Origin of the sequence: uncultured Lacinutrix sp., from assembly GCF_947500325.1 — a bacterium.
GTDB lineage: Bacteria > Bacteroidota > Bacteroidia > Flavobacteriales > Flavobacteriaceae > Lacinutrix.
The window spans coordinates 34,180-61,163 of the sequence record NZ_CANMRQ010000003.1; the positions used below are offsets into that span (position 1 = coordinate 34,180).

Annotated in this window: 27 protein-coding genes and 1 other RNA gene; 15 read left to right on the forward strand and 13 right to left on the reverse strand. The window is 29.8% G+C overall.

Features of this window, described 5'->3' with window-relative positions:
• Window positions 1-91: 91 nt before the first annotated feature.
• The 3 genes from Q0997_RS05315 to Q0997_RS05325 form a co-directional block, all read right to left on the reverse strand.
• A complete protein-coding gene (locus Q0997_RS05315) occupies window positions 92-1,249 on the reverse strand; it encodes a hypothetical protein (RefSeq protein ID WP_299885633.1) in 1,158 nt (385 codons plus the stop codon).
• A gap of 36 nt (window positions 1,250-1,285) precedes the next feature.
• Window positions 1,286-2,590 carry an MFS transporter gene (locus tag Q0997_RS05320; protein ID WP_299885636.1) on the reverse strand — a complete coding sequence of 435 codons (1,305 nt, stop codon included), beginning with the start codon at window positions 2,588-2,590 and terminating at the stop codon, window positions 1,286-1,288.
• A gap of 63 nt (window positions 2,591-2,653) precedes the next feature.
• Window positions 2,654-3,481, reverse strand: a complete 828-nt coding sequence (locus Q0997_RS05325) for a M48 family metallopeptidase (RefSeq protein ID WP_299885639.1) — start codon at window positions 3,479-3,481, stop codon at window positions 2,654-2,656.
• Between the two features lie 266 nt (window positions 3,482-3,747).
• On the opposite strand from Q0997_RS05325, the gene msrB (Q0997_RS05330) reads away from it, so the two are divergent.
• From msrB (Q0997_RS05330) to lpdA, 4 genes are all read left to right on the forward strand, one after another.
• A complete protein-coding gene (gene msrB / locus Q0997_RS05330) occupies window positions 3,748-4,230 on the forward strand; it encodes a peptide-methionine (R)-S-oxide reductase MsrB (RefSeq protein WP_299885642.1) in 483 nt (160 codons plus the stop codon).
• Window positions 4,230-4,631, forward strand: coding sequence for a peptide-methionine (R)-S-oxide reductase MsrB (gene msrB, locus Q0997_RS05335; protein ID WP_299885645.1), 402 nt, complete (start codon window positions 4,230-4,232; stop codon window positions 4,629-4,631). The genes msrB (Q0997_RS05330) and msrB (Q0997_RS05335) overlap by 1 nt, the downstream gene beginning before the upstream one ends.
• Window positions 4,624-5,175: a DUF1572 family protein gene (locus tag Q0997_RS05340; protein ID WP_299885648.1), complete on the forward strand. Its 552-nt coding sequence runs from the start codon at window positions 4,624-4,626 to the stop codon at window positions 5,173-5,175. Before msrB (Q0997_RS05335) ends, Q0997_RS05340 begins: the two co-directional genes overlap by 8 nt.
• A 172-nt stretch (window positions 5,176-5,347) precedes the next feature.
• On the forward strand, window positions 5,348-6,724 hold the full coding sequence (lpdA, locus tag Q0997_RS05345) for a dihydrolipoyl dehydrogenase (RefSeq protein WP_299885650.1): 1,377 nt from the start codon (window positions 5,348-5,350) through the stop codon (window positions 6,722-6,724).
• A 55-nt stretch (window positions 6,725-6,779) separates the two neighbouring features.
• Here the strand turns inward: lpdA and Q0997_RS05350 are convergent, their stop codons facing one another.
• The 6 genes from Q0997_RS05350 to Q0997_RS05375 all read right to left on the reverse strand — a co-directional run bounded on the left by Q0997_RS05350 (window position 6,780) and on the right by Q0997_RS05375 (window position 11,697).
• Window positions 6,780-7,265 carry a hypothetical protein gene (locus Q0997_RS05350; RefSeq protein WP_299885685.1) on the reverse strand — a complete coding sequence of 162 codons (486 nt, stop codon included), beginning with the start codon at window positions 7,263-7,265 and terminating at the stop codon, window positions 6,780-6,782.
• Window positions 7,266-7,418: 153 nt separating this feature from the next.
• A complete protein-coding gene (locus tag Q0997_RS05355) occupies window positions 7,419-8,066 on the reverse strand; it encodes a porin family protein (RefSeq protein ID WP_299885688.1) in 648 nt (215 codons plus the stop codon).
• Between the two features lie 302 nt (window positions 8,067-8,368).
• Window positions 8,369-8,920: a porin family protein gene (locus Q0997_RS05360; RefSeq protein WP_299885691.1), complete on the reverse strand. Its 552-nt coding sequence runs from the start codon at window positions 8,918-8,920 to the stop codon at window positions 8,369-8,371.
• A gap of 120 nt (window positions 8,921-9,040) precedes the next feature.
• Window positions 9,041-9,457, reverse strand: a complete 417-nt coding sequence (gene aroQ, locus Q0997_RS05365) for a type II 3-dehydroquinate dehydratase (RefSeq protein ID WP_299885692.1) — start codon at window positions 9,455-9,457, stop codon at window positions 9,041-9,043.
• A gap of 798 nt (window positions 9,458-10,255) precedes the next feature.
• Complete coding sequence (locus Q0997_RS05370; RefSeq protein WP_299885694.1) at window positions 10,256-10,870, reverse strand: outer membrane beta-barrel protein; 615 nt, start codon at window positions 10,868-10,870, stop codon at window positions 10,256-10,258.
• 182 nt (window positions 10,871-11,052) lie between these two features.
• Entirely contained in the window at window positions 11,053-11,697 is a 645-nt protein-coding gene (locus Q0997_RS05375) for a porin family protein (protein WP_299885697.1), read from the reverse strand.
• 189 nt (window positions 11,698-11,886) lie between these two features.
• Between Q0997_RS05375 and xerD the strand changes: the two genes are divergently transcribed.
• Both xerD and Q0997_RS05385 read left to right on the forward strand, forming a co-directional pair.
• A complete protein-coding gene (gene xerD, locus Q0997_RS05380; protein WP_299885700.1) occupies window positions 11,887-12,783 on the forward strand; it encodes a site-specific tyrosine recombinase XerD in 897 nt (298 codons plus the stop codon).
• 112 nt (window positions 12,784-12,895) lie between these two features.
• The gene (locus tag Q0997_RS05385) at window positions 12,896-14,104 is read left to right on the forward strand and encodes a PAS domain-containing sensor histidine kinase (RefSeq protein WP_299885703.1); all 1,209 of its coding nucleotides are present in this window, start codon (window positions 12,896-12,898) and stop codon (window positions 14,102-14,104) included.
• 31 nt (window positions 14,105-14,135) lie between these two features.
• Here the strand turns inward: Q0997_RS05385 and rny are convergent, their stop codons facing one another.
• The 4 genes from rny to Q0997_RS05405 form a co-directional block, all read right to left on the reverse strand.
• Window positions 14,136-15,710 carry a ribonuclease Y gene (rny, locus tag Q0997_RS05390; RefSeq protein WP_299885705.1) on the reverse strand — a complete coding sequence of 525 codons (1,575 nt, stop codon included), beginning with the start codon at window positions 15,708-15,710 and terminating at the stop codon, window positions 14,136-14,138.
• Between the two features lie 77 nt (window positions 15,711-15,787).
• Window positions 15,788-15,895, reverse strand: a non-coding RNA gene (gene ssrS, locus Q0997_RS05395) — 6S RNA.
• 64 nt (window positions 15,896-15,959) lie between these two features.
• Complete coding sequence (locus tag Q0997_RS05400; protein WP_299885708.1) at window positions 15,960-16,253, reverse strand: cell division protein ZapA; 294 nt, start codon at window positions 16,251-16,253, stop codon at window positions 15,960-15,962.
• 18 nt (window positions 16,254-16,271) lie between these two features.
• Window positions 16,272-16,562, reverse strand: a complete 291-nt coding sequence (locus tag Q0997_RS05405) for a hypothetical protein (RefSeq protein ID WP_299885710.1) — start codon at window positions 16,560-16,562, stop codon at window positions 16,272-16,274.
• A gap of 353 nt (window positions 16,563-16,915) precedes the next feature.
• Here Q0997_RS05405 and Q0997_RS05410 point away from each other — a divergent pair, with 353 nt between their 5' ends.
• The 9 genes from Q0997_RS05410 (at window position 16,916) to Q0997_RS05450 (ending at window position 26,983) form a co-directional block, all read left to right on the forward strand.
• The gene (locus tag Q0997_RS05410; RefSeq protein ID WP_299885713.1) at window positions 16,916-18,601 is read left to right on the forward strand and encodes a M23 family metallopeptidase; all 1,686 of its coding nucleotides are present in this window, start codon (window positions 16,916-16,918) and stop codon (window positions 18,599-18,601) included.
• On the forward strand, window positions 18,555-21,074 hold the full coding sequence (locus tag Q0997_RS05415; protein ID WP_299885716.1) for a carboxypeptidase-like regulatory domain-containing protein: 2,520 nt from the start codon (window positions 18,555-18,557) through the stop codon (window positions 21,072-21,074). Before Q0997_RS05410 ends, Q0997_RS05415 begins: the two co-directional genes overlap by 47 nt.
• A 157-nt stretch (window positions 21,075-21,231) precedes the next feature.
• Window positions 21,232-21,675: a hypothetical protein gene (locus tag Q0997_RS05420; RefSeq protein WP_299885719.1), complete on the forward strand. Its 444-nt coding sequence runs from the start codon at window positions 21,232-21,234 to the stop codon at window positions 21,673-21,675.
• A gap of 138 nt (window positions 21,676-21,813) precedes the next feature.
• The gene (locus Q0997_RS05425) at window positions 21,814-22,137 is read left to right on the forward strand and encodes a helix-turn-helix transcriptional regulator (protein ID WP_299885722.1); all 324 of its coding nucleotides are present in this window, start codon (window positions 21,814-21,816) and stop codon (window positions 22,135-22,137) included.
• 18 nt (window positions 22,138-22,155) lie between these two features.
• On the forward strand, window positions 22,156-22,596 hold the full coding sequence (locus tag Q0997_RS05430; RefSeq protein WP_299885724.1) for an SRPBCC domain-containing protein: 441 nt from the start codon (window positions 22,156-22,158) through the stop codon (window positions 22,594-22,596).
• 110 nt (window positions 22,597-22,706) lie between these two features.
• Window positions 22,707-23,327 (forward strand): SGNH/GDSL hydrolase family protein, encoded by a 621-nt coding sequence (locus tag Q0997_RS05435; protein ID WP_299885727.1) that lies wholly within the window; start codon window positions 22,707-22,709, stop codon window positions 23,325-23,327.
• Window positions 23,328-23,611: 284 nt separating this feature from the next.
• Complete coding sequence (locus tag Q0997_RS05440) at window positions 23,612-25,081, forward strand: M28 family peptidase (protein WP_299885730.1); 1,470 nt, start codon at window positions 23,612-23,614, stop codon at window positions 25,079-25,081.
• 5 nt (window positions 25,082-25,086) lie between these two features.
• A complete protein-coding gene (locus Q0997_RS05445; RefSeq protein ID WP_299885733.1) occupies window positions 25,087-26,055 on the forward strand; it encodes a pyridoxal-phosphate dependent enzyme in 969 nt (322 codons plus the stop codon).
• Entirely contained in the window at window positions 26,036-26,983 is a 948-nt protein-coding gene (locus tag Q0997_RS05450; RefSeq protein ID WP_299885736.1) for a hypothetical protein, read from the forward strand. The genes Q0997_RS05445 and Q0997_RS05450 overlap by 20 nt, the downstream gene beginning before the upstream one ends.
• Window position 26,984 lies beyond the last annotated feature (1 nt).

Below are 26,984 nucleotides of genomic sequence, written 5' to 3' on the forward strand. Positions count from 1 at the left end.
ATTCTACGCAAGGTATCATATTCCCTATAAATAAAAATGGCTTTTCTATAATATTATAGAAAAGCCATTTTTATTTATAATATTATTTTCTTTAGTACATTATATTAATAACACCTTGAGATAGGCTTAAATCACCTCCAGTAGAATTAGTAACTATACCTCCAAAAGAACCAACTAAGGTTCCTGTAGCATTTTCAGTAATTGTTGAAGTAAAATCATCTACTCCTGCAGTGTTAGGAAAATAATCTGGATCTGTAGTAGATAATGTTAATACAAAAGCACTATTTATAATTTCCATACCAGTAGCTCCTTCTTCAACTTCAAAGTATATCATATATGGGTTTGAAGCTGAAGTTTCTCCAGTAATTTTTAATGTTGTTCCATCTACAACAACATCTACCATATCAAATTCGATATTTAAAGTTCCTGTAGTTACGCTTATTTCTACAGATGTTGGCTGTGTATTATCTTGACAATCTCCTAATCCATCTATTATAGTTTGTATTTCACCTGTACTATCTCCACATGCATTAATTTGATTTTGAAGTGTAGATTTATATGCATTACATAAATCAACATTAGAAGTATCATTATTGTATGCTGTCTCTGCCTGACTTACTAATGTAGTAGCATCAGCACATGCCGTATTAGTATTATTGTTTACTTTAGTCCATACTGAAGTGCTAATGTTTGTACTAGTGGTAGAAACTCCACCAGTATTATTCGTTTGTGTTTCATTTTGCGAAAACGTTAGCGTTTGCCCATTATTAGAAATCACAAAAGTAACCGTTTGCTCTCCTTCAAAAATAGAACTATCTACACCTTGAAAGTTAAATTCAAAAAAAGAACCATCTACTGTCATTTGGTTTCCATTAGTAGAATACACTCCAGCTCCAGAAACATTATCAAGAGAATAATTATTAGACATTGTAGGTTGACCTGTAATATCTATATCCACAGAATATTCATAATCTCCAGAAGTTGAAAATGTATTTTGGGCAAACGTAATATTATAATTGGGGTTAAAACCATTTATTGCAATATCAGATTCGATTGGCATGCCATTAACGACTGTTGAAGTATTAACAGAACTAGTAAAATCATCAAGTGTCCAAGTCCCTATTAAACTATTTGTAAATGGATTACCATCATTTGAGTCAAAACCTTCTAACGCTTCATTCTCACATGAAGATAGAACCAAAACAAATAATGATAAAAATAAAACTGAAAGCTTACTATATTTTTTCATATTCAAAAAATTTTAGCAAACATAAGAAATTTAGTACTAATCTTCAAGACTTTGCCTTGGTACTCGAAATAATAATATTATGCCTAGAATAAAGAAAATAACTAAAAATAGAATTGCATTTCTCATACTACCAGTTATTTGATCAATGGTAGCAAAAATAACCATACCAATAACTATCCCTATCTTTTCTGCAACATCATAAAAACTAAAATAAGAAGTTGTATCTTCTGTTTCTGGTAAAAATTTAGAATATGTAGAACGTGCAAGACTTTGAATACCACCCATAACTAACCCAACTAAACTAGCAGCTATATAAAACTGAACTGGTGTTTTCATAAAATAAGCATAAAAACATAAACACATCCAAAAGGCATTTACAACTATAAGTGTTTTTATATTTCCATATTTAGCAGAAGCCCTTGAAGTTAAAATAGCTCCAATAATAGCTACTAATTGAATTACTAGAATACTAGTTATTAATCCCATTGTTTTATTAGCATCACTTCCCCAAGCTATCTCTTCTTCTCCAAAATAAACAGCAACTAACATTATTGTTTGTACAGCCATACTAAACACAAAAAAAGCAATTAAATAACGTTTAAGTCTTAAGTTTTTATTTAATTCTCGCCAAACTAATTTTAATTCTTTAAAGCCATTAAAAACAACAGCTTTTGTTACTTTATGTCCATTAGATACTCCTTTGGGTAAAACCCAAAATGTATATTGACTAAATAGCATCCACCATAAACCAACAGTTATAAATGAATATCTCATCATTTGCATTTTTTGATCATCCTCTACTCCCATTACCATCAAAAGATTAATAACAAGTAATAATACACTGCCAATATATCCCATAGAAAACCCTTTAGCACTAATACTGTCTTGTTGTTCTGGATACGCTATATCTGGCAAATACGAATTATAGAATACTAAACTTCCCCAATAACCAATTAAACCCATAAAATAAAACAGTAAACTGTAATAAATTTCACTTTCATCTATACCAAAAAAATATAAACCTATACAACCTGTTCCTCCAACATAACAAAAAAACTTCATAAAGCTTTTCTTATTACCTACATAATCTGCAATACCAGATAATATTGGAGATGTAGCAGCTACAACTAAAAATGTAAATGCAGTAACAAATGTTATAAGCGCTGTGCTCTTAAATTCAAATCCAAAAGCATTAACTACTTTTATTTTATCTATAAATAGTGCTGAATAAAATATTGGAAAAATAGAAGATGCAATAGTTAAAGTATATACAGAATTTGCCCAATCATAAAACGCCCAGGCATTAAGCAATTTTTTACTCCCTTTTTGTATTTTCGACATAATAAAAAAGCCACTTGTTAGGTTAAGTGGCTTCGAAAATAAGAATTTATTGTTAACTAAACATTAAAACTTAGTTATTGGTCTAAAAGATTGCACTCCAAATTTCTTAGCTTCAGATTTAGCTGTTGGCGCTAAAGCTTCTAAATTAGCTATACGAGTAGTTGTTGCTGGATGCGTACTTAAAAACTCTGGTGGTGCTTGTCCTCCACTTGCTTTTCCCATACGTCTCCATAAATTAGCGGCTTCATCTGGATTGTAACCAGCTAGAGCTGTTAATATTAAACCTATTCTATCTGCTTCGGTTTCGTGACTTCTACTAAAAGGTAACATTACGCCTACCGTTGAACCTATTCCATAATATTGGTTAAATAAGTTTCTATCTTTTTCATTTAATGCTATATTTCCAGCTAAAGCAAAACCTTGTTGTAACATTCCTGCACTCATACGTTGTTGTCCGTGATTAGCTAAAGCATGAGCAACTTCATGCCCCATAATTGCAGCAATTGCAGCTTCGTTTTCTGCTACAGGAAGAATACCTGTGTAAAATACTATTTTACCACCTGGCATACACCAAGCATTAATAGCTTTGTCTTCCACTAAATTGTATTCCCATTTATAATCATTTAAATATCCCTGATTTCCATTTGCATTTAACCAACGCTCTGCTGCAACAGAAATACGCTGTCCAACTCTTGTAATCATATCTGCTTGAGTAGTTCCTGTAATAACTTTATTCTCCCCTAAAAATTGATTGTATTGTGCAAAAGCTGTAGGGAACAATTGCGAATTTGGTACTAAAGCTAAAGTACTTTTTCCTGTAAAAGGATTTGTTGAACATGACAAAAACATGATTAGTGTTAATGTCATAATAATGCTCGATTTGTATTTCATTTTGTTAATGGTTTTATTAATCTGTGTTTAAATTTACAAAAAGTTGAACTAAAAAGCTGTAACAGCAAACCTAAATGTTTAGTGTTTATTCGATAAACTGTATACATAAACCTATAAAGTGCATTTTTAGCTAGTAATACATAAATTATTCCAAATGTTAGTTTTTATTTAAAAAAACGACTTTAATTTGAACAAATAGGTATTTAAATTTATCTTTATATCATTAATTATGATTTCCATTTTATTGGAGAAAAACATAACCCTCTATGAAAAAAATAGCATTATTAAGTTTTGCGCTTATTTTATTTAATTGTAATAGCAACAATGCGCAAGAAACGAAAAAAGAAGAAAAAGTATTTGAGATTACAAAAACTGAAGAACAATGGAAACAAGCTTTAACAGAAAAACAATTTTATGTTTTAAGACGAGCAGGAACAGAAAGACCTTTTTCAAGTAAATTAAATAAAGAATATAGAAAAGGTACTTATACCTGTGCCGCATGTAATACTCCATTATTTAAAAGTGATCATAAATTTGATTCAGGAACTGGATGGCCAAGTTTCGATAGAGAAATAAAAGGAAATGTTGCCTATTCTGTAGATTATAATTTAGGTCACGCACGCACTGAAGAGCATTGTGCTACATGTGGCGGGCATTTAGGACATGTTTTTAATGATGGCCCTAGTGACACTACAGGAAAAAGACATTGTATAAATGGAATCTCTTTAAACTTCATTCCTGAAAAATAATGAGTGACTTTAGCATAAAAAAGACTGAAGAAGAATGGCGTAATCAACTCACAGATGAAGAATATCGTATTCTAAGACAAAAAGGAACAGAAAGACCACATACAGGAAAATATAATCTTCATTTTGAAGAAGGCACTTATAAATGTGCAGGTTGTAATCAGCAATTATTTGAAAGCTCAAGTAAATTTGATGCGCATTGTGGTTGGCCTAGTTTTGATGAATCTATAAAAGGCACTGTTAAATATGTTTTAGATAAAACACATGGTATGGTTCGTACAGAAATAGTATGCTCAAATTGTGGAGGACATTTAGGGCATGTTTTTAATGATGGTCCAACAGAAACAGGTACGCGCTATTGTGTTAATTCTATTAGTGTAAAATTTGATAAACCAAATGGATAGCTATCTACATAGTATTGTAAAACAATTTGAATACTATAAGAGCTTAGGAGACAAAACGTTTTCACAATTAACATTTAAGGAGTTACAATATACACCAAACTCTTACTCTAATTCAATTAGTATAATTACAAAACATATTGCTGGCAATATGCTATCAAGATGGACCAACTTTTTAACCGAAGATGGTGAAAAAGAATGGAGACATCGTGATCAAGAATTTGAAAGTACATTTGCGTCTAAAGAAGAATTAATAAAGACTTGGGAAAACGGCTGGATTTGTTTACTTGAAGCTATTAAATCTTTAACTCTAAGTGATTTAGAACGTATTGTTTACATTCGAAATCAAGGTCACACAGTTATTGAAGCTATAAACAGACAGTTAGCCCACTACTCTTATCATGTTGGACAAATTGTATTTGTTGGTACTCTAATTAAAAAAGGAGATTGGCAATCTTTATCTATACCAAAAGGAAGCTCTTCAACATATAATAAAAACAAATTTAGTAAGCCCAAAACGATAAAACATTTTACCGATGATTTATAATTTAGTTAAAATTTGCGTGAAGGATTGAGGCTTTGTTGAAGCTCCTCGCAGAGAGCGACTGCCAAAAGCCTGACCTTGTAGGACACGCACAAATAAAAATGAAACTTCAATTTATTATTTCGGCTATGTTTCGTAAATTCGTAGCTTCTTAAAAACGACTAAAAATTACATAATGAGTAAATACGATATTATTGTTCTTGGAAGTGGTCCTGGTGGCTACGTAACAGCAATTAGAGCATCGCAATTAGGTTTTAAAACTGCAATTGTTGAAAAGGAAAGTCTTGGTGGTGTTTGTCTTAATTGGGGCTGTATTCCTACTAAAGCATTATTAAAATCGGCACAAGTTTTTGAATACCTTAAACATGCTAATGATTACGGTTTAATAGTTAAAGATTATGATAAAGATTTTGATGCTGTTGTCAATCGTAGTCGTAGCGTAGCTGAAGGCATGAGTAAAGGTGTTCAGTTTTTAATGAAAAAGAATAAGATTGACGTTATAAATGGTTTTGGCAAATTAAAACCAGGCAAAAAAGTAGATGTTGATGGTAAAGAATATTCTGCAGATCATATAGTTGTTGCAACTGGAGCGCGTTCACGTGAATTACCTAGTTTACCACAAGATGGAGAAAAAGTAATAGGTTACCGTCAAGCCATGACATTAAAAAAACAACCTAAAAAAATGATAGTGGTTGGATCTGGTGCTATTGGAGTAGAGTTTGCATATTTCTATAATGCCATGGGAACAGATGTTACTGTTGTTGAATATTTACCAAATATTGTACCTGTTGAAGATATTGATGTATCTAAACAGATGGAAAAATCATTCAAGAAAAGCGGTATTAAAGTAATGACTAGTGCTGAAGTCACTAGTGTAGATACTTCTGGAACTGGTGTTAAAGCGACTGTAAAAACTAAAAAAGGTGAAGAAGTTTTAGAAGCTGATTTAGTTTTAAGTGCTGTAGGTATTAAAACTAACATTGAAGGTATAGGTCTTGAAGATGTTGGTATTGCAGTTGATAGAGATAAAATTTTAGTAAACGATTACTACCAAACAAACATCCCTGGCTATTATGCTATTGGAGATGTAACTCCTGGACAAGCTTTAGCACACGTTGCTTCTGCTGAAGGTATTTTATGTGTTGAAAAAATTGCTGGACAACATGTTGAAGCCTTAGACTACGGAAACATCCCTGGTTGTACTTATGCTTCTCCTGAAATTGCTAGTGTTGGTTTAACTGAAAAGCAAGCCAAAGAGCAAGGCCTAGATATTAAGGTTGGAAAATTTCCTTTCTCTGCTTCTGGTAAAGCTAGTGCTTCTGGAGCAAAAGATGGTTTTGTAAAGGTGATTTTTGATGCTAAATATGGTGAATGGTTAGGTTGCCATATGATTGGAGCTGGAGTTACAGATATGATTGCAGAAGCCGTTTTAGGACGTAAACTAGAAACGACAGGGCATGAAGTGTTAAAAGCTGTGCATCCACATCCAACAATGAGTGAAGCTGTTATGGAAGCTGTAGCAGATGCTTATGATGAAGTGATACATTTATAAGCTTTTGCTTTATAGAAATATAAAAAATGCGATTCAATATTGAATCGCATTTTTTTTAGAATTTAAATCTACTACCTAAATTTAAAGTATTCCTAGATCCTGTCGAATAATGATTTTGAATAGGTAATTCATTATTATTAATACGGTAATTAAAACGAGCATCGAGCTGAATATTTTTTGTTGCATCATATTGCAATCCAAATACACCTTCAAAAGTCGTATGCTCAATATTACCATCCTTTTCTTTCAGTAAGTTTATTTCAGGACCAATTATAATATTAAGCTTATTATTAATATTGTGTTTAAATAAAAAAGGAAGCTCAAAAAGAGTTTTTCCTTCTACACTTTGCTGAATCATCTCTACTCTAAGATTCCAATTATCATTGAGTTTGTATTCTGAAAATCTTTTAGCATAAAAATTAGGAGCGTTTTCAATTTCCACTTCATCATTAACTCCAAAACTATCTGTCTTATTTTTTTCTTGAGCGTTAAGATTAAAGACTAAAAACACAGTGATACATAAAAGTAATTTATTTTCCATATGAACATAAAATCATTAAATAAAAAAGAATAACTACAATAAACTAAAACTCATTATTTTTTTAGAAAACCAAGCTTGCTGCTTTATATAAATTATTAGTAAATTAAATTTAGATTAACTAATTAAATAGTAATATTATAAGAAATATTACATCTAAAATGAATAACCTATAGAAGCTTGAAAAACACTATTCTTAAGTTTTCCAGGTTTAGGCTGTGTAACTGCTGGTGAATTTACCACTTTACTTAACCCCAAATTATAACGAACACCAACATTTAAATGTTTTGATAATTTATAACCAAGACCAAAGTTTAATCCAAAATCAATTCTTTCAACATCCTTTGTGATATTATTTAAAGAAGACAAATTAGAAGAAGACATAATATCATAATCCCGTTCTGCATTTAATAAATATCCTATTTGAGGTCCTACTTCTACATTAAACTTTTCTGTTATAAAATATTTAACCATGATTGGTATATTAATATACTCATAAGTATCACTAACAGTGAAGTTGCCCAATGCGGTAGTTTTTATGTTAACTTCTGCTCCTTGAATAGAATATTGCAACTCTGGCTGTATTGCGAATTTATCCGACAGTATTATCTCTGCAAATGCACCTAAATGGAAACTTAATTTAGATTCAGTATTATCTGTTAGATAGCCGTTTGGTGTCGATAAATTTAAACCTCCTTTTAACCCGTAAGTGATTTTTTTAGAATTTGATTTTTCTTCTTGTTGGGCATAAACACTTAACATAGTTAAGAAAAAAAGTAATACAGTAATTGATGATTTTTTCATAATTGATTTAATTTAATTGATTATTATAAAGCAAATCTATCTCAAGTACTTCTTAAAAGTCTCACAAAAGAATTATAAATAAAACAAAAAAGGAAGTTAATGTTTTACAAAAAACCTCAAATGCAAAAGGGGAAAATCTTATAAAAACCCTACATCGTTATACAAACCAATGTCTTTAACAATAATAGAGATTAAACTCAATAAAAAGTAATTTATTTTCCATATGAACATAAAATCAATAAATAAAAAAGAATAACTAAAACTCATTATTTTTTTAGAAGCTAAGAATCGTCTTTTTATGCTTAAAATTTATAGCCAATACCAATACTTACTCTATTATCTCGAAAGTTATTGGTAGATTTTCTTTTTTCAAAACCATGCCTAAAACGCCCATCGAAAAACACACTTTTAGTCAAATTATATTGTAGCCCAAATATAGAATTCCATTTTTTAAATCCAGAAATATGGTTTACTAAAGATGCAGATAAGACTTGTGTACCAGCATAGAAATTAAGCTTATTAAAAGCTTTGTATTTTAATAATACAGGTACAGTTAAATAGAGCTCATCAACATTAGCCCTAAAGCCATTATTAAAAAGCTCTTCTCTTTTCTCAGACCTTAAATTTAATTCTAGCAATAAGCCCCATTTTTCATTAAGTCTAATGTCGGTAAATGCGCCTACGTATGGCAAATTAAGTTTATAGTTTAAATTACTGTTGTTAACTTGAAATTCATAACCTGTACGTATACCAAAGGTTACTTTTTTATCCTTTGGTTTTTCAGTGGCTATTTGAGCATGCATAGAAAATACTGAGATAATAATGCATGCAATTAATAAAGTAGTTTTTTGCATAATATGTTGATTAATATAATTATGCTACAAAACTATCTTCGAAAGCTGTTAATAAATCACAAAGCTATCATAAACAAATTATAAGAATGCGTTAATACTCTATTAAAAAACTTAAAGATATTATAAAAAACTCTGTATCGCTAACTCATAACTTTGCAAGCCAAAACCCAAAATTACTCCTTTAGCATTTGGAGAAATAAATGATTGATGTCTAAATTCCTCTCTGGAAAATGTATTAGAAATATGTACTTCAATAACTGGAGTTTCTATTGCTTTTACAGCGTCTCCAATGCCAACAGATGTATGAGTGTAAGCTGCTGCATTTAAAACAATACCATCACTATTAAAACCAAATTCTTGCAATTTATCAATAAGTTCTCCTTCTATATTAGATTGAAAATAGGATAATTCTACCTCAGGATATTTTTCTTTAACAGTATCAAAAAACTCTGTAAAAGAAAGGCTTCCATAAATATTAGGTTCTCTTTTTCCTAATAAATTTAAATTTGGTCCGTTAATAATGATAATTTTTTTCATAGGTATAAAAATACGAAAGTTATAACATAAAAAAACCGAATCTTGCAGTTTGAAAAAAGTTATTTATAACATTAATATCTGCATTAAACTCACTCACTGTTTGTTCTTCTATGGTTTCAAATTCAGTTATCGCTCTTTCTTCATAAGTTAAGGTTCTATAATTTGCTAAATCTGATAATGTAAATGAAATAGCTAAATTCTCTTTTACAAAATAGTTAATACCTAATCTATACCAAATTCAAACCCACTAGCATTAACTGGTCCTTCTATACCTTCTTCATATTTTAATATGAAGCTCCTAATTCTGTATACACTTTAAATCGTTCTCCTAAAGGCAAAAAATAGTATCAACCAAAGACTCCATCATTAATATTTGTTATATCATCTGTATCTGCTCCTGCTGATGCCTCATTTGTTTGAGAATAAGATAAATCAATACCAACAGCAAAGTCATGTGCTACAAAATAACCTACTTTTGAATTTACATAATATGCAGTTGTTTTAATATCTCTTTGTTGATCATTTACAGAATTATAACCTAAGTTTCCTTCTAAAAATAATTTTCCTTCAAAAAGAAAATAACCTAAACCATCATCCTCTTGAGAATAAACATTCGTTATTGTAAATAGTGTAATTGTAATAATTGAAAAAAAAATTCATGTTAAAATAGGATTGAATTAATTAAATAAGTTGCAAAAATAAATTACTTTCAAAACTAGGCCAATAAAATTATAAAACGATAAAATAAAAAGGGCCGAAACAAATGTTTCGGCCCTTTAATATTAATAATTAGTTTAATTAAAACTTGTATATAATACCAAAGTTGATGTCTGATAAATTAACACCAAAGTTAAAGTTGTTACGAGCTTCTGCACCGTCAAAATCAGCTTTATCACTAGAGTAACCTAAAACACCAAAAGAAGCTTCTAAAGCAATGTTATTAGACACGAAATAGCTAATACCTGGAGCTATACCAATATTAAATCCATTAGATTTAGCATCAACATCTACACCCGTTTGTTCATTCTTAGTACTTGAGATACCTGCTGCTAATTCTCCAAATATAGAAAACTGGCTGTCTGGAGTAAAATAGTAACGTCCAAAAACACCAGCACCAAATGTAGTATCTTTATCTTCTATTGTAGTATCTGCAACTTTAGTTTCATCAGTAAAAGAACCGTAGCTTAATTGTGCACCTACTGCAATGTTTTCAGATACAAAAAATCCAACTCTTGGAGCAATTGTAAAACCGTTAGTTTTATCATCTGCCTGAGATTCACTTCCAAAACCAACAGATCCAGAAATAAAAACATCACCTTTTTCAAAACCTCCTTTAGAAGAAGAATCTTCTTGAGCATTAACACTTGTAAACCCTAATACAGCAATAGCAGCTGTAAATAATAATTTTTTCATAATTGATTAACTTTTAAATAATTTAAGGGCGCAAAAGTAATTTCAATAAGGACTTAAAACAAGTAAAAAAAGCAATATTTTACATTATATATCACAAATAATTGATATTTAAGTTTTTACAAAACAAAAACAAAAAACCGAAGCATATGCTTCGGTTTTAAAAATATATTTAAGTCTATTTTTTAGAACATATATCCTACAGATACTTGTAATGTTCTATTTTTTGGTTCAAAAATATCATCAACATTATCAACATCATCAGCATCATCTACATCTATTAAACCAAAATTATAACGTGCAGAAAATAAGATTCCATTATCTAATTTATATCCTACACCTAAGTTAAGTGCAAAATCAATAGATTTAACATCATCTTTAATATCAATACCATCTTCATTAGCATCACCATCAGAATCCGTATAATCTTCTTTAGCAGAAATTAAAAAACCAACTTGAGGTCCTGCTTCAATGCTGAAACCTTCAAAAGGCATAAATTTAGCCATAATTGGCACATTAACATAATCTAACTTAAGAATAGATTCAGAATTAAAATTCCCATCTACTTCTGATATCTTTGAACCTTGAGAAGAATATAAAAGTTCTGGTTGCAAAGCAAATTTATCTGATAACATAATCTCTGCAAGACCTCCAACGTGAAATGATGTTCTATATTCGTAGTCTATAGACCCAAAATCAATAACTCCAGGTAAACTTCCACCGAATTTAGAAACATTTACTCCAGCTTTAACTCCAAACTTAATCTCTTGCGCTTGTGTTGTAGCGAATGATAAAACAGCAATAGCAGCTGTTAAAAATACTTTTTTCATAATTTAATTGTTTTAATTTTAATTGATTAACTCGTCCAAAGTATAAATTATCCGATTATCTACCAAACTTATAGGAGCAAAACTCACAAGCAATCAATACAACAACTTGACAAACAGGTGTTTAACAAATTAATCAATTATTGAATAAAAGATCACAAATAAAAAAATGCTTTTCAATATATTTATACCATGAAATGGAAAAATGCTTTAAAAGATTACGAACTTTATCTTAAAATTGAACGCGGACTTTCTCAAAACTCTATTAATAATTATAGTTTTGATGTTAAAAAGCTAATTCATTATTTAGACTCAAATAATATTACTGTTTCACCTACAGTAATTTCAAAAGAAACCATACAACAGTTTATATATACTATAGCCAAAACTGTTAATGCTAGATCTCAATCAAGAATTATCTCTGGACTTAAAGGTTTTTTTAATTATTTAGTATTTGAAGATTATAGAGAAACAAATCCTTTAGACACTATAGATTCACCAAAAATTGGAAGAAAACTACCCGATACATTAAGTGAAACTGAAATAAATGAGCTTATTGCAGCAATAGATTTAAGTAAACCACAAGGTGAGCGTAATAGAGCAATTCTAGAAGTTTTGTATGGTTGTGGTTTACGTGTTAGTGAATTAACGAATTTAAAAATTTCAGATCTTTTTTTTGATGAAGGCTTTATTAAAGTAACAGGAAAAGGAGATAAACAACGTTTTGTACCAATTATACCAGCAACTCAAAAATTCATTAATATCTACAGAAATGACATCAGGAATCATCAACCTGTAGTTAAGGAATATAATGACACTCTATTTTTAAACCGAAGAGGCAAACAACTAACTAGAGCTATGATATTTACAATTATTAAAGATTTAGCTATAAAAATTAATTTAAAAAAATCTATTTCTCCACATACTTTTCGTCATTCTTTTGCCACTCATTTACTGGAGAATGGGGCAGATTTAAGAGCTATACAACTTATGCTAGGTCATGAAAGTATTACTACTACCGAAATATATATGCATGTTGACAATAGTCATTTAAAAGATGTTATGCAAAGTTTTCACCCAAGAAAATAGCACTTAATCGATATTTAAAGCTTTTTATCGGCATTTAACTATATTTAACGGTAATATGAGTCTTTAATCTTACTATATTAATATATTTGATAGACCCAGATTAAATGTTGTTATGAAGAAACTTGTTGATAAAGCTTCTATACTAAATAAAAATCAAACCAATATTGACCATTTTGAAACATTAAAATGGCAATTTGCTCTTGAGAACTTTAACGTTGGTGTTTGGCATTGGGACAACACCACCAATGAAGATATAGTCTCATACTCTAAAGAGTCTAAGTTAATTCTTGGCTATATTGACGATGATAAAAACTTTGGTACAAATTCACAAGATTGGAATGATAGAGTACATCCTGAAGATAAAGAAAAATATTTTCAAGACTTTCAAGATCATTTAAATGGATTATGCCCTATTTATCAAAATCAACATCGTGTATTATGTAATGATGGAACTTATAAGTGGATTCTTGATAAAGGTAAAATAATTGAGAGAGATTCTAATGGGGTTCCCGTTAGAGTTATTGGCACGCATACAGATATTACTGAACGTGTTGAAAATGAAATTAGAATTAACAATACATTAAGCTTAATTACTAAACAGAATAGTAAACTTAAAAACTTTGCGCATATTGTTACGCACAACCTTAAAGAACATTCTGGGAATTTTAAAAGCTTATTAAAATTTTATCAAGATACTGATGATATTTCTGAAAAAGAGGAGATTATAACTTATTTAGGTACTCTATCTCAATCTTTAAGTAAAACTATTTTAAACTTAAATGAAATTGTTTCTGTAGAATATAATGAAAAGATTACTACAGAAAATATTTCTCTAAAAACCTATCTAAAACAAGCCATAAATTTATTAGAAATAGATATTAATGAGCACCAAGTAACCATTAATAATAATATTGAAGATAATTTATCAATAAACTTTAACCCTGCTTATTTAGAAAGCATTATACAAAACCTATTATCTAACGCTATCAAATATAGACATCCTAATAGGAAGCCTATTATAAATCTAACATCTAGAACAACCGATGCATATAATATTCTAAAAATAGAAGATAATGGATTAGGTATAGATTTAGAAAAATATGGAAAAGACATTTTTGGTCTTTATAGAACTTTTCATAATAATGAAAATGCAGAAGGCGTTGGATTATACCTTACTAAAAGTCAAATAGAAGCATTTGGAGGTAAAATAGAAGTTTCTAGTATAGTTAATGTGAGTACAACATTTACGCTTTTCTTTTCAAAAGAAATGACTTCAACAGCAACTGTTGAAAAACAAAAAAGCCCAACTTTAACAAGTTGAGCTATATTTGGTTTTATAATTTTATTTTTATTTACTTCGCAATATTAACAGCTCTTGTTTCCCTAATTACAGTTACCTTAACTTGACCAGGATATGTCATATCTGTTTGAATTTTCTGTGAGATATTAAATGACAAATCTGCAGCATTTTGGTCATTTACCTTTTCACTCTCAACAATAACACGTAATTCACGTCCAGCTTGAATAGCATACGCTTTTTTCACTCCTTGAAAACCAAAAGCAACATCTTCTAAATCCTTTAAACGTTGAATATAAGAATCTAATACTTGTCGTCTTGCTCCAGGTCTTGCTCCAGAAATAGCATCACAAACTTGAACAATTGGTGATAATAAAGAGGTCATTTCAATTTCATCATGGTGTGCTCCAATAGCATTACAAACTTGTGCTTTTTCACCATACTTTTCAGCCCATTGCATACCTAAAATAGCATGAGGTGTTTCCATATCTGCTTCAGCATCTGGTACCTTACCAATATCGTGTAACAAACCTGCTCTTTTTGCTAATTTAGGGTTTAAACCTAATTCTGCTGCCATAACTCCACACAACTTAGCTACTTCTCGTGAGTGTTGTAATAAGTTTTGGCCATAAGACGAACGGTATTTCATTCTACCAACCATTTTTATTAATTCAGGGTTTAAACCATGAATTCCTAAATCTATAACAGTACGCTTACCTACTTCTATTATTTCTTGCTCAATTTGTTTTTGAGTCTTTTTTACAATCTCTTCAATCCTTGCAGGATGTATTCTACCATCAGTCACTAATTTATGAAGTGATAAACGTGCAATTTCACGCCTTACAGAATCAAAACATGATAAAATAATAGCCTCAGGCGTATCATCTACAATAATCTCAACTCCAGTTGCAGCTTCAATGGCACGAATGTTTCTACCTTCTCGTCCAATAATTCTTCCCTTTACATCATCACTTTCTATATTAAAAACAGAAACACAATTATCTACTGCTTCTTCTGTTCCTATACGCTGTATTGTATTAATTATAATCTTCTTTGCATCTTGTTGGGCTGTTAACTTAGCCTCTTCCATCTTATCTTGAATATAAGCCATAGCATCGCTCTTAGCTTCTCCTTTTAAAGATTCTACTAATTGAGATTTAGCTTCTTCAGCAGATAAGCTTGAAATAACTTCCAATTGCTCAATTTGACTTTTATGAAGTCTATCGATCTCTTTTTGTTTTTTTCCTAGAATATCTAATCTATGATTGTAATCTTTATCTTTAGCTTCAATTTCTAGATTTAATTTTTTATTCTTAGATAACTCATTAGAGATTTGAGATTCTTTATCACGAGTACGCTTTTCTGCCTCAGCCATTTTTTTATCCCTAGATAAAATAACTTTTTCGTGTTCAGATTTTAGTTCAATAAATTTTTCTTTTGCCTGTAATATTTTATCTTTTTTTATGCTTTCTCCTTCATTCTTTGCATCTCTTAAGATACTTGAAGCAGATTTTTTTGCATCTGTTATAAGTTTTGAGGCATTGTTTTTTTCTAGCATTTTTGCCACAATAAATCCAATTATGGCACCAATAGCAACACCTGCTACAATTAATAAAATTGTATTATCCATGTTAGTTAGTTTTGATTATATATTTATATCGGTTACTTATTTCAAAAAAAAAGCCTACACTAATTTTGGTTTTGTATAAACTCCTTAAAAACAAGTTTAGGGCTAACAAGCTGATCAAGTATCTGCTCTAAGACAGCACGCTTTTACAACTTAAACTCACCCTTTTTAAAGAATTAACGTTGAGTTTATCAAAAAAATAATTAATGTAGGCAGTAACCTAATGTTATTTATAAGAACGTTTATATTTTTTTAAGAACTTAAATGTATCTCTAGCACTTCGTTTAAAGCTTTAAGCTTATCCTCTACGTGCTCGTTTACATGTTCTTTATCTAAAGTTTTCTGTTCTACTTGAGCTGCAAATTGTAAAGCACACATTGCTAAAACATCTTGTTTATCTCTAACAGAATAACTTTGCTCAAATTGCTTAATCATGGCATCAATTTTCTTAGCTGCTTTTCGCAATCCTTCTTCCTGACTTGGTGGAATGGTTAAAGGATAAACCCTATTAGCTACAGAAAGCTTTATTTTAAGCATTTCAGCCATATTATTGCTATGTTACGTTTATTCAGAGAGTTGTCCAATACAATGATCAATTTCTCTTATTAACGCGTTTATTTTGAGTTTTGTTTCTCTTTTATCGTTGTCACTGCCAAGTATTGTATTGGCCATTTTGAGTGTTTCGTACTTTTCTTGCCAAGCAGCTATTGCTAATTCTTGGTTTTGAATAGTATTTTGAGATTGTTCTAATTCTTGTGATAATTTTAAATTAGTTTGCTTTAAAACACTTTGTTTATGTAAGACTTTACTAATTTTATTCTCAAGAGCATCTACAATTGCTTCAATATTACTCATTTACAAATATCAATACTTATCTTACAAAGTTAACAGAATGCGACCTATTTTACAATTGTTTTTCAATAAAATTTAAAATATAAAAAGCTAGCTTATTATATTAAATTTTGTTGCCTTATAATCAATACTATGGCTTGGTCTTTGATTTACTTTTATAAATAAGTACTAAATAAGCATATAAATACTTCATTAACATTATTTCTTTTTTTGGCAAATTTTAATATAAAATGTACCTCTAAGAATATTTACATTTTAGTTTAACTAAAAAAATAATAAAAAATTGATCTATAGCATTTATAAATTCATTTAGTATAATTGTAATCAAATGTATATTTTAGCACTAATACTTTTTTATGCGCATATTTCTATTATTTTTTTTACTTAGTTGTTCTGTTTTTTCTCAGAACCCATATCCTCAAGATTATTTTAGATCTCCTTTAGATATTCCAATAATTTTGGCAGGAACATTTGCTGAATTACGTTCTAATCACTTTCATTCTGGTATAGATATAAAGACTAAACGTGTAGAAGGATTAAAAGTTTACGGTATAGCTGATGGTTATGTAAGTCGAATAAAAATAGCTCATTTTGGATATGGTAAAGCATTATATGTTACACATCCAAATGGTTATACAAGTGTATATGCACACTTACAAAAGTTTAGTCCTGAAATTGAAGCCTATGTAAAGCAAAAACAATACAAAAAGGAATCTTTTGAAATTGAATTATTCCCAACATCTGATGCTTTAAAAATTAAAAAAGGAGATGTTATTGCTTATTCTGGTAATACTGGTAGCTCTTCTGGTCCGCACTTACATTTTGAAATTCGTGATAATGCGGAAAGGCCTATAAATCCTATGTTATTTGGTGTTGATGTCAAAGACACAACAAAACCTATAATATCTAATGTTTATGCCTATCCTATTGGTAAAAACTCTCATGTTAATGGGTCTAATAAAAAACAAAAACTGCGACTAATCCCACAAACAAATGGCAATTATAAGATTGAAGATATAAATGCCTATGGCACCATTGGTTTTGCAATACAAACAATAGATAGGCAAGATTTAGCGGCTAATAAAAATGGAGTTTATAATATTAAAACATATTATAATGGCATTGAAAATTTTGAAATTGACTTTAAACGTTTCTCTTTTGCCGAAACGAAACACCTTAACCGTTTAATAGATTACGAGCATTTTAAAACTAAAAAACAAAGACTACAAAAATTGTTTTTGGAAACAAATAATCCATTAAGCTTATATAATAATATAATAGATGATGGCTATATTACTATTAATGATAATACAGCTTCAGTTTATAAAGCAAAAATTAGTGATTTTAAAGGCAATGAAACCGTTTTAGATTTAACTATTAATGGTCTAAATAAGCTTCCAAGTGATATAGAACCAGAAGTTGTTATGCAAAATTATGTGCAATGTGATCAAGTCTGTAATTTAAATGAAGGAAACATAAGTGTAACTTTTCCTAAAAACACTTTTTATGATAGTTTTTTTATAGATTTTTCTGTAAAAAACGATACACTTACTTTACATAAACCAATACTTCCTGTAAAAAAGAACTTTACTATTAGTTTCGATATTAGTCAATATAAAAATGAAAATATTGATCAATTATATATTGCTGAATTAGTTGGTTGGAAAAATTACCCAAGTTATTCTTCTACAAAAAGAAAAGGAAATATTTTAACTACACGTACTAAAGATTTAGGTACATACGTTCTAGCTAGAGATACAATTGCTCCTACAATAAAACCTGTTAGATTTAAAAACGGTTCATGGATGAGTAAATATCGCTTTTTAAAAGTGAAGATTGATGACAAAATAACTGGTATCTCAAGTTATCGCGCCACTATTAATGGCAAATGGATATTAATGGAATATAGCCATAAAAAGAAAACATTAACATACGATTTTAATGATGGTATAAGTACTGACACTAAAAATAATTTAAAAGTAATAGTTACAGATAATGTTGGAAATAGTACTACATTTGAAACTACTTTTTATAGAAAATAAATTAAAGATCTTGACTACAAAAACTAACCTATTACAAATTTTAGCCTTTCTCCTGCCCTTTTTTGCTTTGGCTCAAACTGCAACAATAACTGGTGTTCTTTTAGATGAAAATAATGTACCCATTGAAGCAGTAAGTATAACTTCTAGAACAGATAAAGGAACAACAACTAATGCAAATGGATTTTACGAACTAAAAGTCCCAGCTAATACAGACCTTACAATAGAATACACCCATTTATCGCATAAAAAAGTATCTATTAAAGTTAATTTAAAAAATGGAGAAACATTTGAGTTTAACCCAGTAATGAAAATTGATATAGCTCAAATATCTACAGTTGTTGTAAACGGAAGAAAACGAAAAGATGTTGAAGGTGTTACTACTATAGAACCAGCTGTTATAAGAAAAATACCTGGCGCACAAGCAGGTGTAGAGAATATTTTAAAAACATTACCAGGTGTTAGTAGTAATAATGAATTGAGTACACAATACTCTGTGCGTGGTGGTAATTTTGATGAGAATTTAGTTTATGTAAACGGTATAGAAGTATATAGACCATTCTTAGTACGCTCTGGTCAGCAAGAAGGTTTAAGTTTTGTTAATAGTGACTTGGTACAAAACGTTGATTTTTCAGCCGGAGGTTTTCAAGCAAAATACGGAGACAAACTATCGTCAGTTTTAGATATTACCTACAAAAAACCTGTTGATTTTGCTGTAGCAGCAGATTTAAGCTTACTTGGTGGTAGTGTTGCTGTAGAATCTGCAAGCAAAGATTCAAAATTTTCTTCTATTACTGGAGTTCGTTATCGTGATAATAGTTTACTTGTAGAAGCTAAAGAAACAGAAACTAATTATGATCCAACATTTATAGATGGACAGACTTATTTAACATATACCTTTTCAGATAAATTTGAGCTAAGCTTTTTAGGTAACGCTTCTCTAAACAGATATAACTATCAACCACAAGCTAGGCAAACAAATTTTGGAACCTTAGATAATCCTTTAGCATTATTAGTTATTTATGAAGGTCAAGAACGCGATAGTTATCAAACACTTTTTGGTGCTTTACAAGGTAGTTATGATTTAAATGACAATGTAAACTTAAGTCTAGTAGCATCAACATACCATACCACTGAAGAAGAACATTTTGATATTTTAGCGCAATACCGTTTAGGAGAAGTTAATAGTAATATTGGAAGTGAAGACTTAGGTGAAGTGGAGTTTTCTGAAGGTATTGGTAGTCAGCTTAATCATGGTAGAAATGATTTAGATGCCTTAATAACAACTATAGAACACAAAGGAACTGCAGATATTAATGATAATGAAATTAAATGGTCTGTAAAATATACAAATGAAGACATTCGTGATCGTTTAATAGAATGGGAAGTTATTGACTCTGCTGGTTTTTCTATTAATACACCAGGTACCGGTTTTAGTGATCAGCCGTATGCTCCAGATGAATTCCCTATAACTGCTTTTAATAATGTACAAGCAAGAAATAATACACAAATAAATAGATTACAAGTTTATGGTCAATGGAGCAAACGAAGTACAATTGGTGATGCAGATGTATGGTATAATATTGGGGCTCGTTCACACTCCTGGACTGTAAAAGATTCTAATATATCTGGTAAATCTCAAACAGTAATAAGCCCAAGAGCTCAATTTGCAATTAAACCCAATTGGGAAAAAGACGTGTTATTTCGTATTAGTGGTGGTTTATATTATCAACCTCCATTTTATAGAGAATTACGTGATGCTAATGGAGATGTGCAACCAAATGTAAAAGCTCAACGTTCTGTGCATTTAGTATTAGGAAACGATTACAGTTTTAAAATGTGGGATAGACCTTTTAAACTAACAACAGAAGCCTATTATAAAAACCTTACAGATGTAAACCCATATACTGTGGAAAATGTTCGTATTCGTTATAGTGCAAATAATACAGCAAAAGCCTATGCTTATGGTTTAGACATGCGCTTAAATGGAGAATTTGTACCTGGTACAGAAAGCTGGTTTAGCTTTGGATATTTAAAAACTGAACAAAATATTAACAATCGTGGTTATATTGCTAGACCTACAGATCAGCGTTTAAAATTTGCAGCTTTATTTCAAGATTATGTGCCTAATTTACCTAACTTTAAAATGTATTTAAATTTAGTGTATAATACTGGTTTACCAGGTGGATCACCTAGCTATGCAGATCCCTATGACTACCAATTACGTTTACCAGACTATAAACGTGCAGATATTGGTTTTCAATTTGTATTAGTCGATGAAAAAAAACAATATGATAGTGGTTGGAAAAAACCATTTAAGGCACTGTCTTTAGGATTTGAAATTTTTAATGTATTTAATGTTCAGAATTCTATTACTAATACATGGGTAAGAGATGTATATAGTAAAAGACAATATGCTATACCAAATTACTTAACACCTCGTGTTTTTAATGTAAGAACTACAATGCGTTTTTAAAATATTATAGAAACTAATATTGATAAGTATTAAAAATAATTTCTTATTGAAATTTACTAACTTGTTGTATTAATAGTAAAGTATTTCTTTCTACATGAAAGATATAAACTAATACTTTATAACTAAAATCAATGTTTCTTAAATAAAAAAATCACTTATGAAGTCTCTCTTTGTATTTATATCGTTTTTATTGTTATTAGGCTGTAAGGGAAATGAAGAAAAGTTAAACATTTCTAATCTAAAAACTGAAACAGATTGTATTAAAGAAATCTTTAAAAAGGACAGCATTTATGGAGAAATTAGAAATCATGCTTCAAAAAACATCTCTATAAGTGAAACCATAACTATCTATACAAAAAATTTAAAATCTCTGGATTATTCAAATTGTCCAGATGAATTTAAATCAGCATTTTATAAACATATTCAAGCTTGGTTAGATTTTAGAAAAGTATCTGATAAACATCCATCACTTCGTGGAGAATTACACGATACCTTTACTAAATTAGAGAAAAGTGAAGATTCTATAGAATTTAAATCGCGTTTAAAACAAATTTTTGATACATGGGAATTTGTGAAAAAAATTCAAATCCATAAAAACTAGAAACCGTTAGAGCGTCTCGGTAATTAACATTACACATACTCATACATTTTATAGGTCTTTATTTATTAAAAAAATTGCGCAAGTGAATACTTTCATTTATATTAGCAAGCAATTACTTGCGTATTAATTTAAGAAACCATGAAAAGAGATATATTTAATGCTATAGCAGATCCCACAAGAAGGGATATACTAATATCATTGACGAGTGAATCTCAAAATATTAATGCCTTAGCGGACAAGTTTGACATGACCAGGCAAGCTGTATCATTACACATTAAATACTTGCAAGAATGCGGTGTAATTACCATTAAAAAAGAAGGTCGAGAACGCTATTGTAATCTAGAAGTTAAAAAACTAACAGAAGTAGCAGATTGGTTAGAGCCTTTTAGAATAATGTGGACTGAGAAATTAAATCTACTTGACAATTTATTAAACGAATTACAGTCTGAACCTAAAAAATGACAATAAACACTATTTAAGATGGATAATAAACTATTAATAATAGAACAAGAATTCAATGCTCCATTAGAACTTGTTTGGCGTTCAATTACAGAAAAAGAGTTAATGAAAAGGTGGTATTTTGATATCGCTGACTTTAAACCTGAAGTAGGTTGTAAATTTCAATTTGAAGGCGGCCAAGAAAAGAAACGTTATATACACTTATGCGAGGTTTTAGAAGTAATTCCTTATAAAAAACTAAGATACTCATGGAAATATGAGGGATATACTGGGATTTCTTTTGTTACTTTTGAATTATTATCTTTTGGAGATAAAACCAAAGTAAAACTAATACATGAGGGACTTGAAACTTTTACAAATCCAGATTTTAAAAGAGATAATTTCATTGGTGGATGGAAGTACTTGATTCACGAATCTTTAAAAGAACACCTGGAGAATGGTAAAGCACTTAGATATTGGTAGTAAAAATTGCTAGTAATAATATAAATGAGACTATAGAAAATACTACGAGTTACAAAATGGTATTTAAAAAACATATTAGCGTACAATTGGAACAAAAAAAACTCAAAAATATGCAGAAATTATTTTTTTTATTTTTCGCGTCATTAATTACTTTTTCTAATGTATATAGTCAACAAGAAATAGATGATAATAAAAGCTATAATATATTATTTATTGGTAACAGTCTTACTTACACAAATAATTTACCAAAGCTTGTAAAAAAACATGCAAAGCAAAAAGGCATAAAAGTTAATACTAAAATGATTGCTTTTCCTAATTATGCTATTGTAGATCATTGGAATAATGGGCAAGTTCAAAAATTGATTTCAAGTAAAAAATATAACTATGTTATTATACAACAAGGACCATCATCACAAAGTGATGGTAGAAAAATGTTAATTGATTACGGAGAAAAGTATAGTAATTTATGTAAATTAAATGGTGCAAAACTATGTTACTTTATGGTTTGGCCGTCTTTAAACTATTACTATACATTTGATGATGTTATAAAAAACCATAAAGATGCGGCAAAAATTAACAATTCAATTTTACTACCCGTAGGTGAAATATGGAAAAAACACATTGATTTTTCAAAAGAGAAAAATTACTACAGTTCTGATGGTTTTCATCCTTCTATAGAAGGCAGTGAAATTGCTGCAAAAACAATAGTTAAACACTTATTTCAGCAATAGAATACTTATCTGAATACCAGACAAATAAAGCAATCCAATAAAGCTTAATATTTTTTATTCAAAAAATAAATTTAAGGCTATTTAATATTTTTCTTATATATTTACACTATTGAAATAAAGTAACTATTAAGTTACACTCTTATTTTTTAGCTTTAAGGAAGACTATTGGAAAAATAAGAGAATGTCTTACGGAAACCTCCGTATACCTTAAAATCAATTCAATTTGATTTTGGTATACGGAGGTTTTTTTATTTAAAATATTATAATACTATAACACAAAGATTATGAAGAAAACAAGTATCATTTTAGGTATAATATTTATTATTATACTATCTATTATATTTTTCTTTCCAGAGGTTTTATATAATAGCGCTTTTGGTCAAAATGTATTACTAAAAATGGAAGGCGACCAAGTTGCAAAGTTCTATTTTAAGGAAAATCAAGTAGAAAAAGACACCATATATATGAAAGGGGTAATATATTCTAACACTTTAGAAGATATCTCTAAGGTTTTTAAAGCAAATCCAACAATTACTACATTAGTTATGGAAGAAGTACCTGGTTCTTTAGATGACGAGGTTAACCTTGCTGCTTCTCAAGAGATTAGAAAACATAATATTAATACTTACATTCCCGAAAATGGAATGGTTGCTTCTGGAGGAACAGATATGTTTTTAGCGGGTAAAAATCGTGCTGCTCATTCTACAGCTAAACTAGGAGTTCATTCATGGTCTGGAGGAGACCAGGCAGCATTAGATTTCCCAAAAGATCATAAAGAACACAAAAAGTATTTAGCCTATTATAAGGAAATGGATATTCCATTAGATTTTTATTGGTATACCTTAGAAGCAGCTCCAGCAGATAATATTCATTGGATGACTATAGAAGAAATTGAAAAATATAAGGTCTTAACGACTAATTCTTTTTCAGAACTTCTAGATATCCAAAAACGACTTGCCTCTAATGCTTTTAAAGGACGTGGAACTGGCGACAATAAAGAGGCTCAAGATTTAATTAAAAATTACTTTAATAAAATTGGTTTAGAGAAATTAAACGATAGTTACATAACTCCTTTCACTTTCGAAGATGAAAACACTAAAAAAGAAAGAGAAGGCGTTAATATTATTGGCCATCTAAGAGGCAGAACTTTTCCTAATAAATATATCGTTATTGGTGCTCATTATGACCATTTAGGGATTATAAATGACACTATCTATAATGGTGCAGATGATAATGCATCTGGAACTTCTGCATTATTGTATTTAGCAAACTATTTTACAAAAAACCAACCCGAACATTCTATCGTTTTTGCTGCTTTTGATGCGGAAGAACTAGGATTACATGGTTCAAAATCATTTGTAAAAGAACCTTATATACCATTAAAAGATATTAAACTATACATTAATTTTGATATGATAAGTCGGAATTTAAATAATGAAATTTATGTTGTTGGTACTTATCCATATCCTCAATTTAAAACCGCTATTGCCACTGTTGCAGAAAAAAGCTCTCTAGTTGTTTCATATGGACATGATAATCCTAATGATAAAACAAAAGATTATTGGATGTATTCATCAGATAATGGTCCTTTTTTCGAAAGAGGAATTCCTAATATTACGTTTAGTGAAGAAGATCATCCAGATTATCATAAAGCTACAGATGATTTCGAAGTAACAAATCCTGAGTTTTATATTAATTCAGTGAAGCTTATAAAAGCATTTATTAAAACAATAGATCAAAAATTTCCAAATTGAATACCATGATATCGCAAAAAGATATTGAAATAACATATAATAATATTAAAGATGGTATTAATAAAACACCTTTAATGTTTTCTCCAGAATTAAGTAAAATCTCTGGAGCTAATGTGTATTTAAAAATGGAAAGCTTACAACGTACAGGATCATTTAAAATACGAGGTGTATTAAGCAAGTTAAATTCTATTAATCAAAAAGAATCTAATAAGCCATTTGTTGCAGCTTCAACAGGAAATCATGCAGCAGCTTTTGGATATGCTTCAAAAAAAAATGGCTTTAAAGGCATTTTGTTTCTTCCAGAAAGAACAAGTACAGTAAAAATAAAATCACTAGAAGAATACCCTATAGAAAAGAGAATCTATGGAAAAAACAGCATGGAAACTGAGATTAAAGCTACTAATTATGCAAATGAAATTGGAGGTGTTTTAATTCATCCATATAATGATATAGAAATAATAAAAGGACAAGGCACTATTGCCCTTGAAATAAAAGAACAACTCCCTGAAGTTAATACAATTATGGCACCTATTGGTGGTGGTGGATTAATTTCAGGAATTGCATCTTATTATTCCAATAATGATACTATTACTATAGTAGGTTGTCAACCAGTTAATGCTTCAGAAATGTATCATTCTATAAAAAAAGGAGCTATTGTCACGCCTAGTAATTTAAAAACTATTTCTGATGCTACGGCAGGTGGAATACAACCCAATGCTATAACATTTGACATTTGCAAAAACTTGATTTCAAACTTTGAACTTATTACAGAAGAAAATATAAAAAAAGCATTAGCATTTATTATAAAAAAGCATCAAATTATTATTGAGCCAGCTTGTGCACTTACAGTATCTCCGTTATTAACATCAAAAAAATATAGAGGACAAAATGTAGTTTTAGTAATTACAGGAAAAAAAATAAACAGCAATTTACTAACAGAAATCTCACATAATTATGGTCACTATTATTCATAAAAAAGAAATAGAACAACTCATACAAGATATTGATGTTGTTGAAGCTATGGAAAAAGGTTTTGTTGCATATAGCAATGGAAATACTATTGTTCCTCCTGTTGGTGAATTGCTTTTTAAAGAACCCAAAGGAGAAACTCATATTAAATATGGCTACATTAAAAATGATGAGTATTATGTAATTAAAGTTGCTTCTGGATTTTATGATAATCCAAAACTGGGTATAGCATCCAGCCAAGGATTAATGCTACTCTTTAGCCAAAAAACTGGGCAACCAATCGCTTTCTTATTAGATGAAGGCCATCTTACAGATATTAGAACAGCAGCTGCTGGTGCATTAGCAGCAAAATATTTTGCTCCAAAAAAGATAAAGGCCATTGGTATTATAGGGACTGGTATTCAAGCAAAATTACAATTACAATACCTACAGCAACATACACCATGCAAAACGGTATGGGTTTGGGGTAGAAACGTTAAAAACATAGAGAAATTTAAGTCCAATTTGGATCATGACTTTAATATACAAATTGCAAAAAATCCGGCAGAAGTTGCTGCGCATTCTAATTTGATTGTTACCACTACTCCATCAGAAACTCCATTATTATCTTCTAAAGACATTTTACCAGGAACACATATTACGGCCGTAGGGTCCGACACTTCTAAAAAACAAGAGCTTACAAGTAATTTAGTTGCCAAAGCACATATTCTTATTGTAGATAGCATTTCGCAAAGCAAAAGCCGAGGAGAAATATATAGAGCAGTAAAAAACGGCAAATTATTACCTGAAAAAGTCTTAGAACTTGGTAATGCTATCCAAGACATATCTATACAACGAACTAGCGAACAACAAATTAGTATTGTGGACTTAACGGGAGTTGCTGTACAAGACATAATGATAGCAAAAGCTATCTATACAAACTTTAAAAAATAAA

Bases quoted from the DNA above. Each gene is read 5' to 3' on its own strand.
- Q0997_RS05315 (WP_299885633.1), bottom strand. From the start codon at position 1,249: ATGAAAAAATATAGTAAGCTTTCAGTTTTATTTTTATCATTATTTGTT.
- Q0997_RS05320 (WP_299885636.1), bottom strand. From the start codon at position 2,590: ATGTCGAAAATACAAAAAGGGAGTAAAAAATTGCTTAATGCCTGGGCG.
- Q0997_RS05325 (WP_299885639.1), bottom strand. From the start codon at position 3,481: ATGAAATACAAATCGAGCATTATTATGACATTAACACTAATCATGTTT.
- msrB (WP_299885642.1), top strand. From the start codon at position 3,748: ATGAAAAAAATAGCATTATTAAGTTTTGCGCTTATTTTATTTAATTGT.
- msrB (WP_299885645.1), top strand. From the start codon at position 4,230: ATGAGTGACTTTAGCATAAAAAAGACTGAAGAAGAATGGCGTAATCAA.
- Q0997_RS05340 (WP_299885648.1), top strand. From the start codon at position 4,624: ATGGATAGCTATCTACATAGTATTGTAAAACAATTTGAATACTATAAG.
- lpdA (WP_299885650.1), top strand. From the start codon at position 5,348: ATGAGTAAATACGATATTATTGTTCTTGGAAGTGGTCCTGGTGGCTAC.
- Q0997_RS05350 (WP_299885685.1), bottom strand. From the start codon at position 7,265: ATGGAAAATAAATTACTTTTATGTATCACTGTGTTTTTAGTCTTTAAT.
- Q0997_RS05355 (WP_299885688.1), bottom strand. From the start codon at position 8,066: ATGAAAAAATCATCAATTACTGTATTACTTTTTTTCTTAACTATGTTA.
- Q0997_RS05360 (WP_299885691.1), bottom strand. From the start codon at position 8,920: ATGCAAAAAACTACTTTATTAATTGCATGCATTATTATCTCAGTATTT.
- aroQ (WP_299885692.1), bottom strand. From the start codon at position 9,457: ATGAAAAAAATTATCATTATTAACGGACCAAATTTAAATTTATTAGGA.
- Q0997_RS05370 (WP_299885694.1), bottom strand. From the start codon at position 10,870: ATGAAAAAATTATTATTTACAGCTGCTATTGCTGTATTAGGGTTTACA.
- Q0997_RS05375 (WP_299885697.1), bottom strand. From the start codon at position 11,697: ATGAAAAAAGTATTTTTAACAGCTGCTATTGCTGTTTTATCATTCGCT.
- xerD (WP_299885700.1), top strand. From the start codon at position 11,887: ATGAAATGGAAAAATGCTTTAAAAGATTACGAACTTTATCTTAAAATT.
- Q0997_RS05385 (WP_299885703.1), top strand. From the start codon at position 12,896: ATGAAGAAACTTGTTGATAAAGCTTCTATACTAAATAAAAATCAAACC.
- rny (WP_299885705.1), bottom strand. From the start codon at position 15,710: ATGGATAATACAATTTTATTAATTGTAGCAGGTGTTGCTATTGGTGCC.
- Q0997_RS05400 (WP_299885708.1), bottom strand. From the start codon at position 16,253: ATGGCTGAAATGCTTAAAATAAAGCTTTCTGTAGCTAATAGGGTTTAT.
- Q0997_RS05405 (WP_299885710.1), bottom strand. From the start codon at position 16,562: ATGAGTAATATTGAAGCAATTGTAGATGCTCTTGAGAATAAAATTAGT.
- Q0997_RS05410 (WP_299885713.1), top strand. From the start codon at position 16,916: ATGCGCATATTTCTATTATTTTTTTTACTTAGTTGTTCTGTTTTTTCT.
- Q0997_RS05415 (WP_299885716.1), top strand. From the start codon at position 18,555: ATGTTGGAAATAGTACTACATTTGAAACTACTTTTTATAGAAAATAAA.
- Q0997_RS05420 (WP_299885719.1), top strand. From the start codon at position 21,232: ATGAAGTCTCTCTTTGTATTTATATCGTTTTTATTGTTATTAGGCTGT.
- Q0997_RS05425 (WP_299885722.1), top strand. From the start codon at position 21,814: ATGAAAAGAGATATATTTAATGCTATAGCAGATCCCACAAGAAGGGAT.
- Q0997_RS05430 (WP_299885724.1), top strand. From the start codon at position 22,156: ATGGATAATAAACTATTAATAATAGAACAAGAATTCAATGCTCCATTA.
- Q0997_RS05435 (WP_299885727.1), top strand. From the start codon at position 22,707: ATGCAGAAATTATTTTTTTTATTTTTCGCGTCATTAATTACTTTTTCT.
- Q0997_RS05440 (WP_299885730.1), top strand. From the start codon at position 23,612: ATGAAGAAAACAAGTATCATTTTAGGTATAATATTTATTATTATACTA.
- Q0997_RS05445 (WP_299885733.1), top strand. From the start codon at position 25,087: ATGATATCGCAAAAAGATATTGAAATAACATATAATAATATTAAAGAT.
- Q0997_RS05450 (WP_299885736.1), top strand. From the start codon at position 26,036: ATGGTCACTATTATTCATAAAAAAGAAATAGAACAACTCATACAAGAT.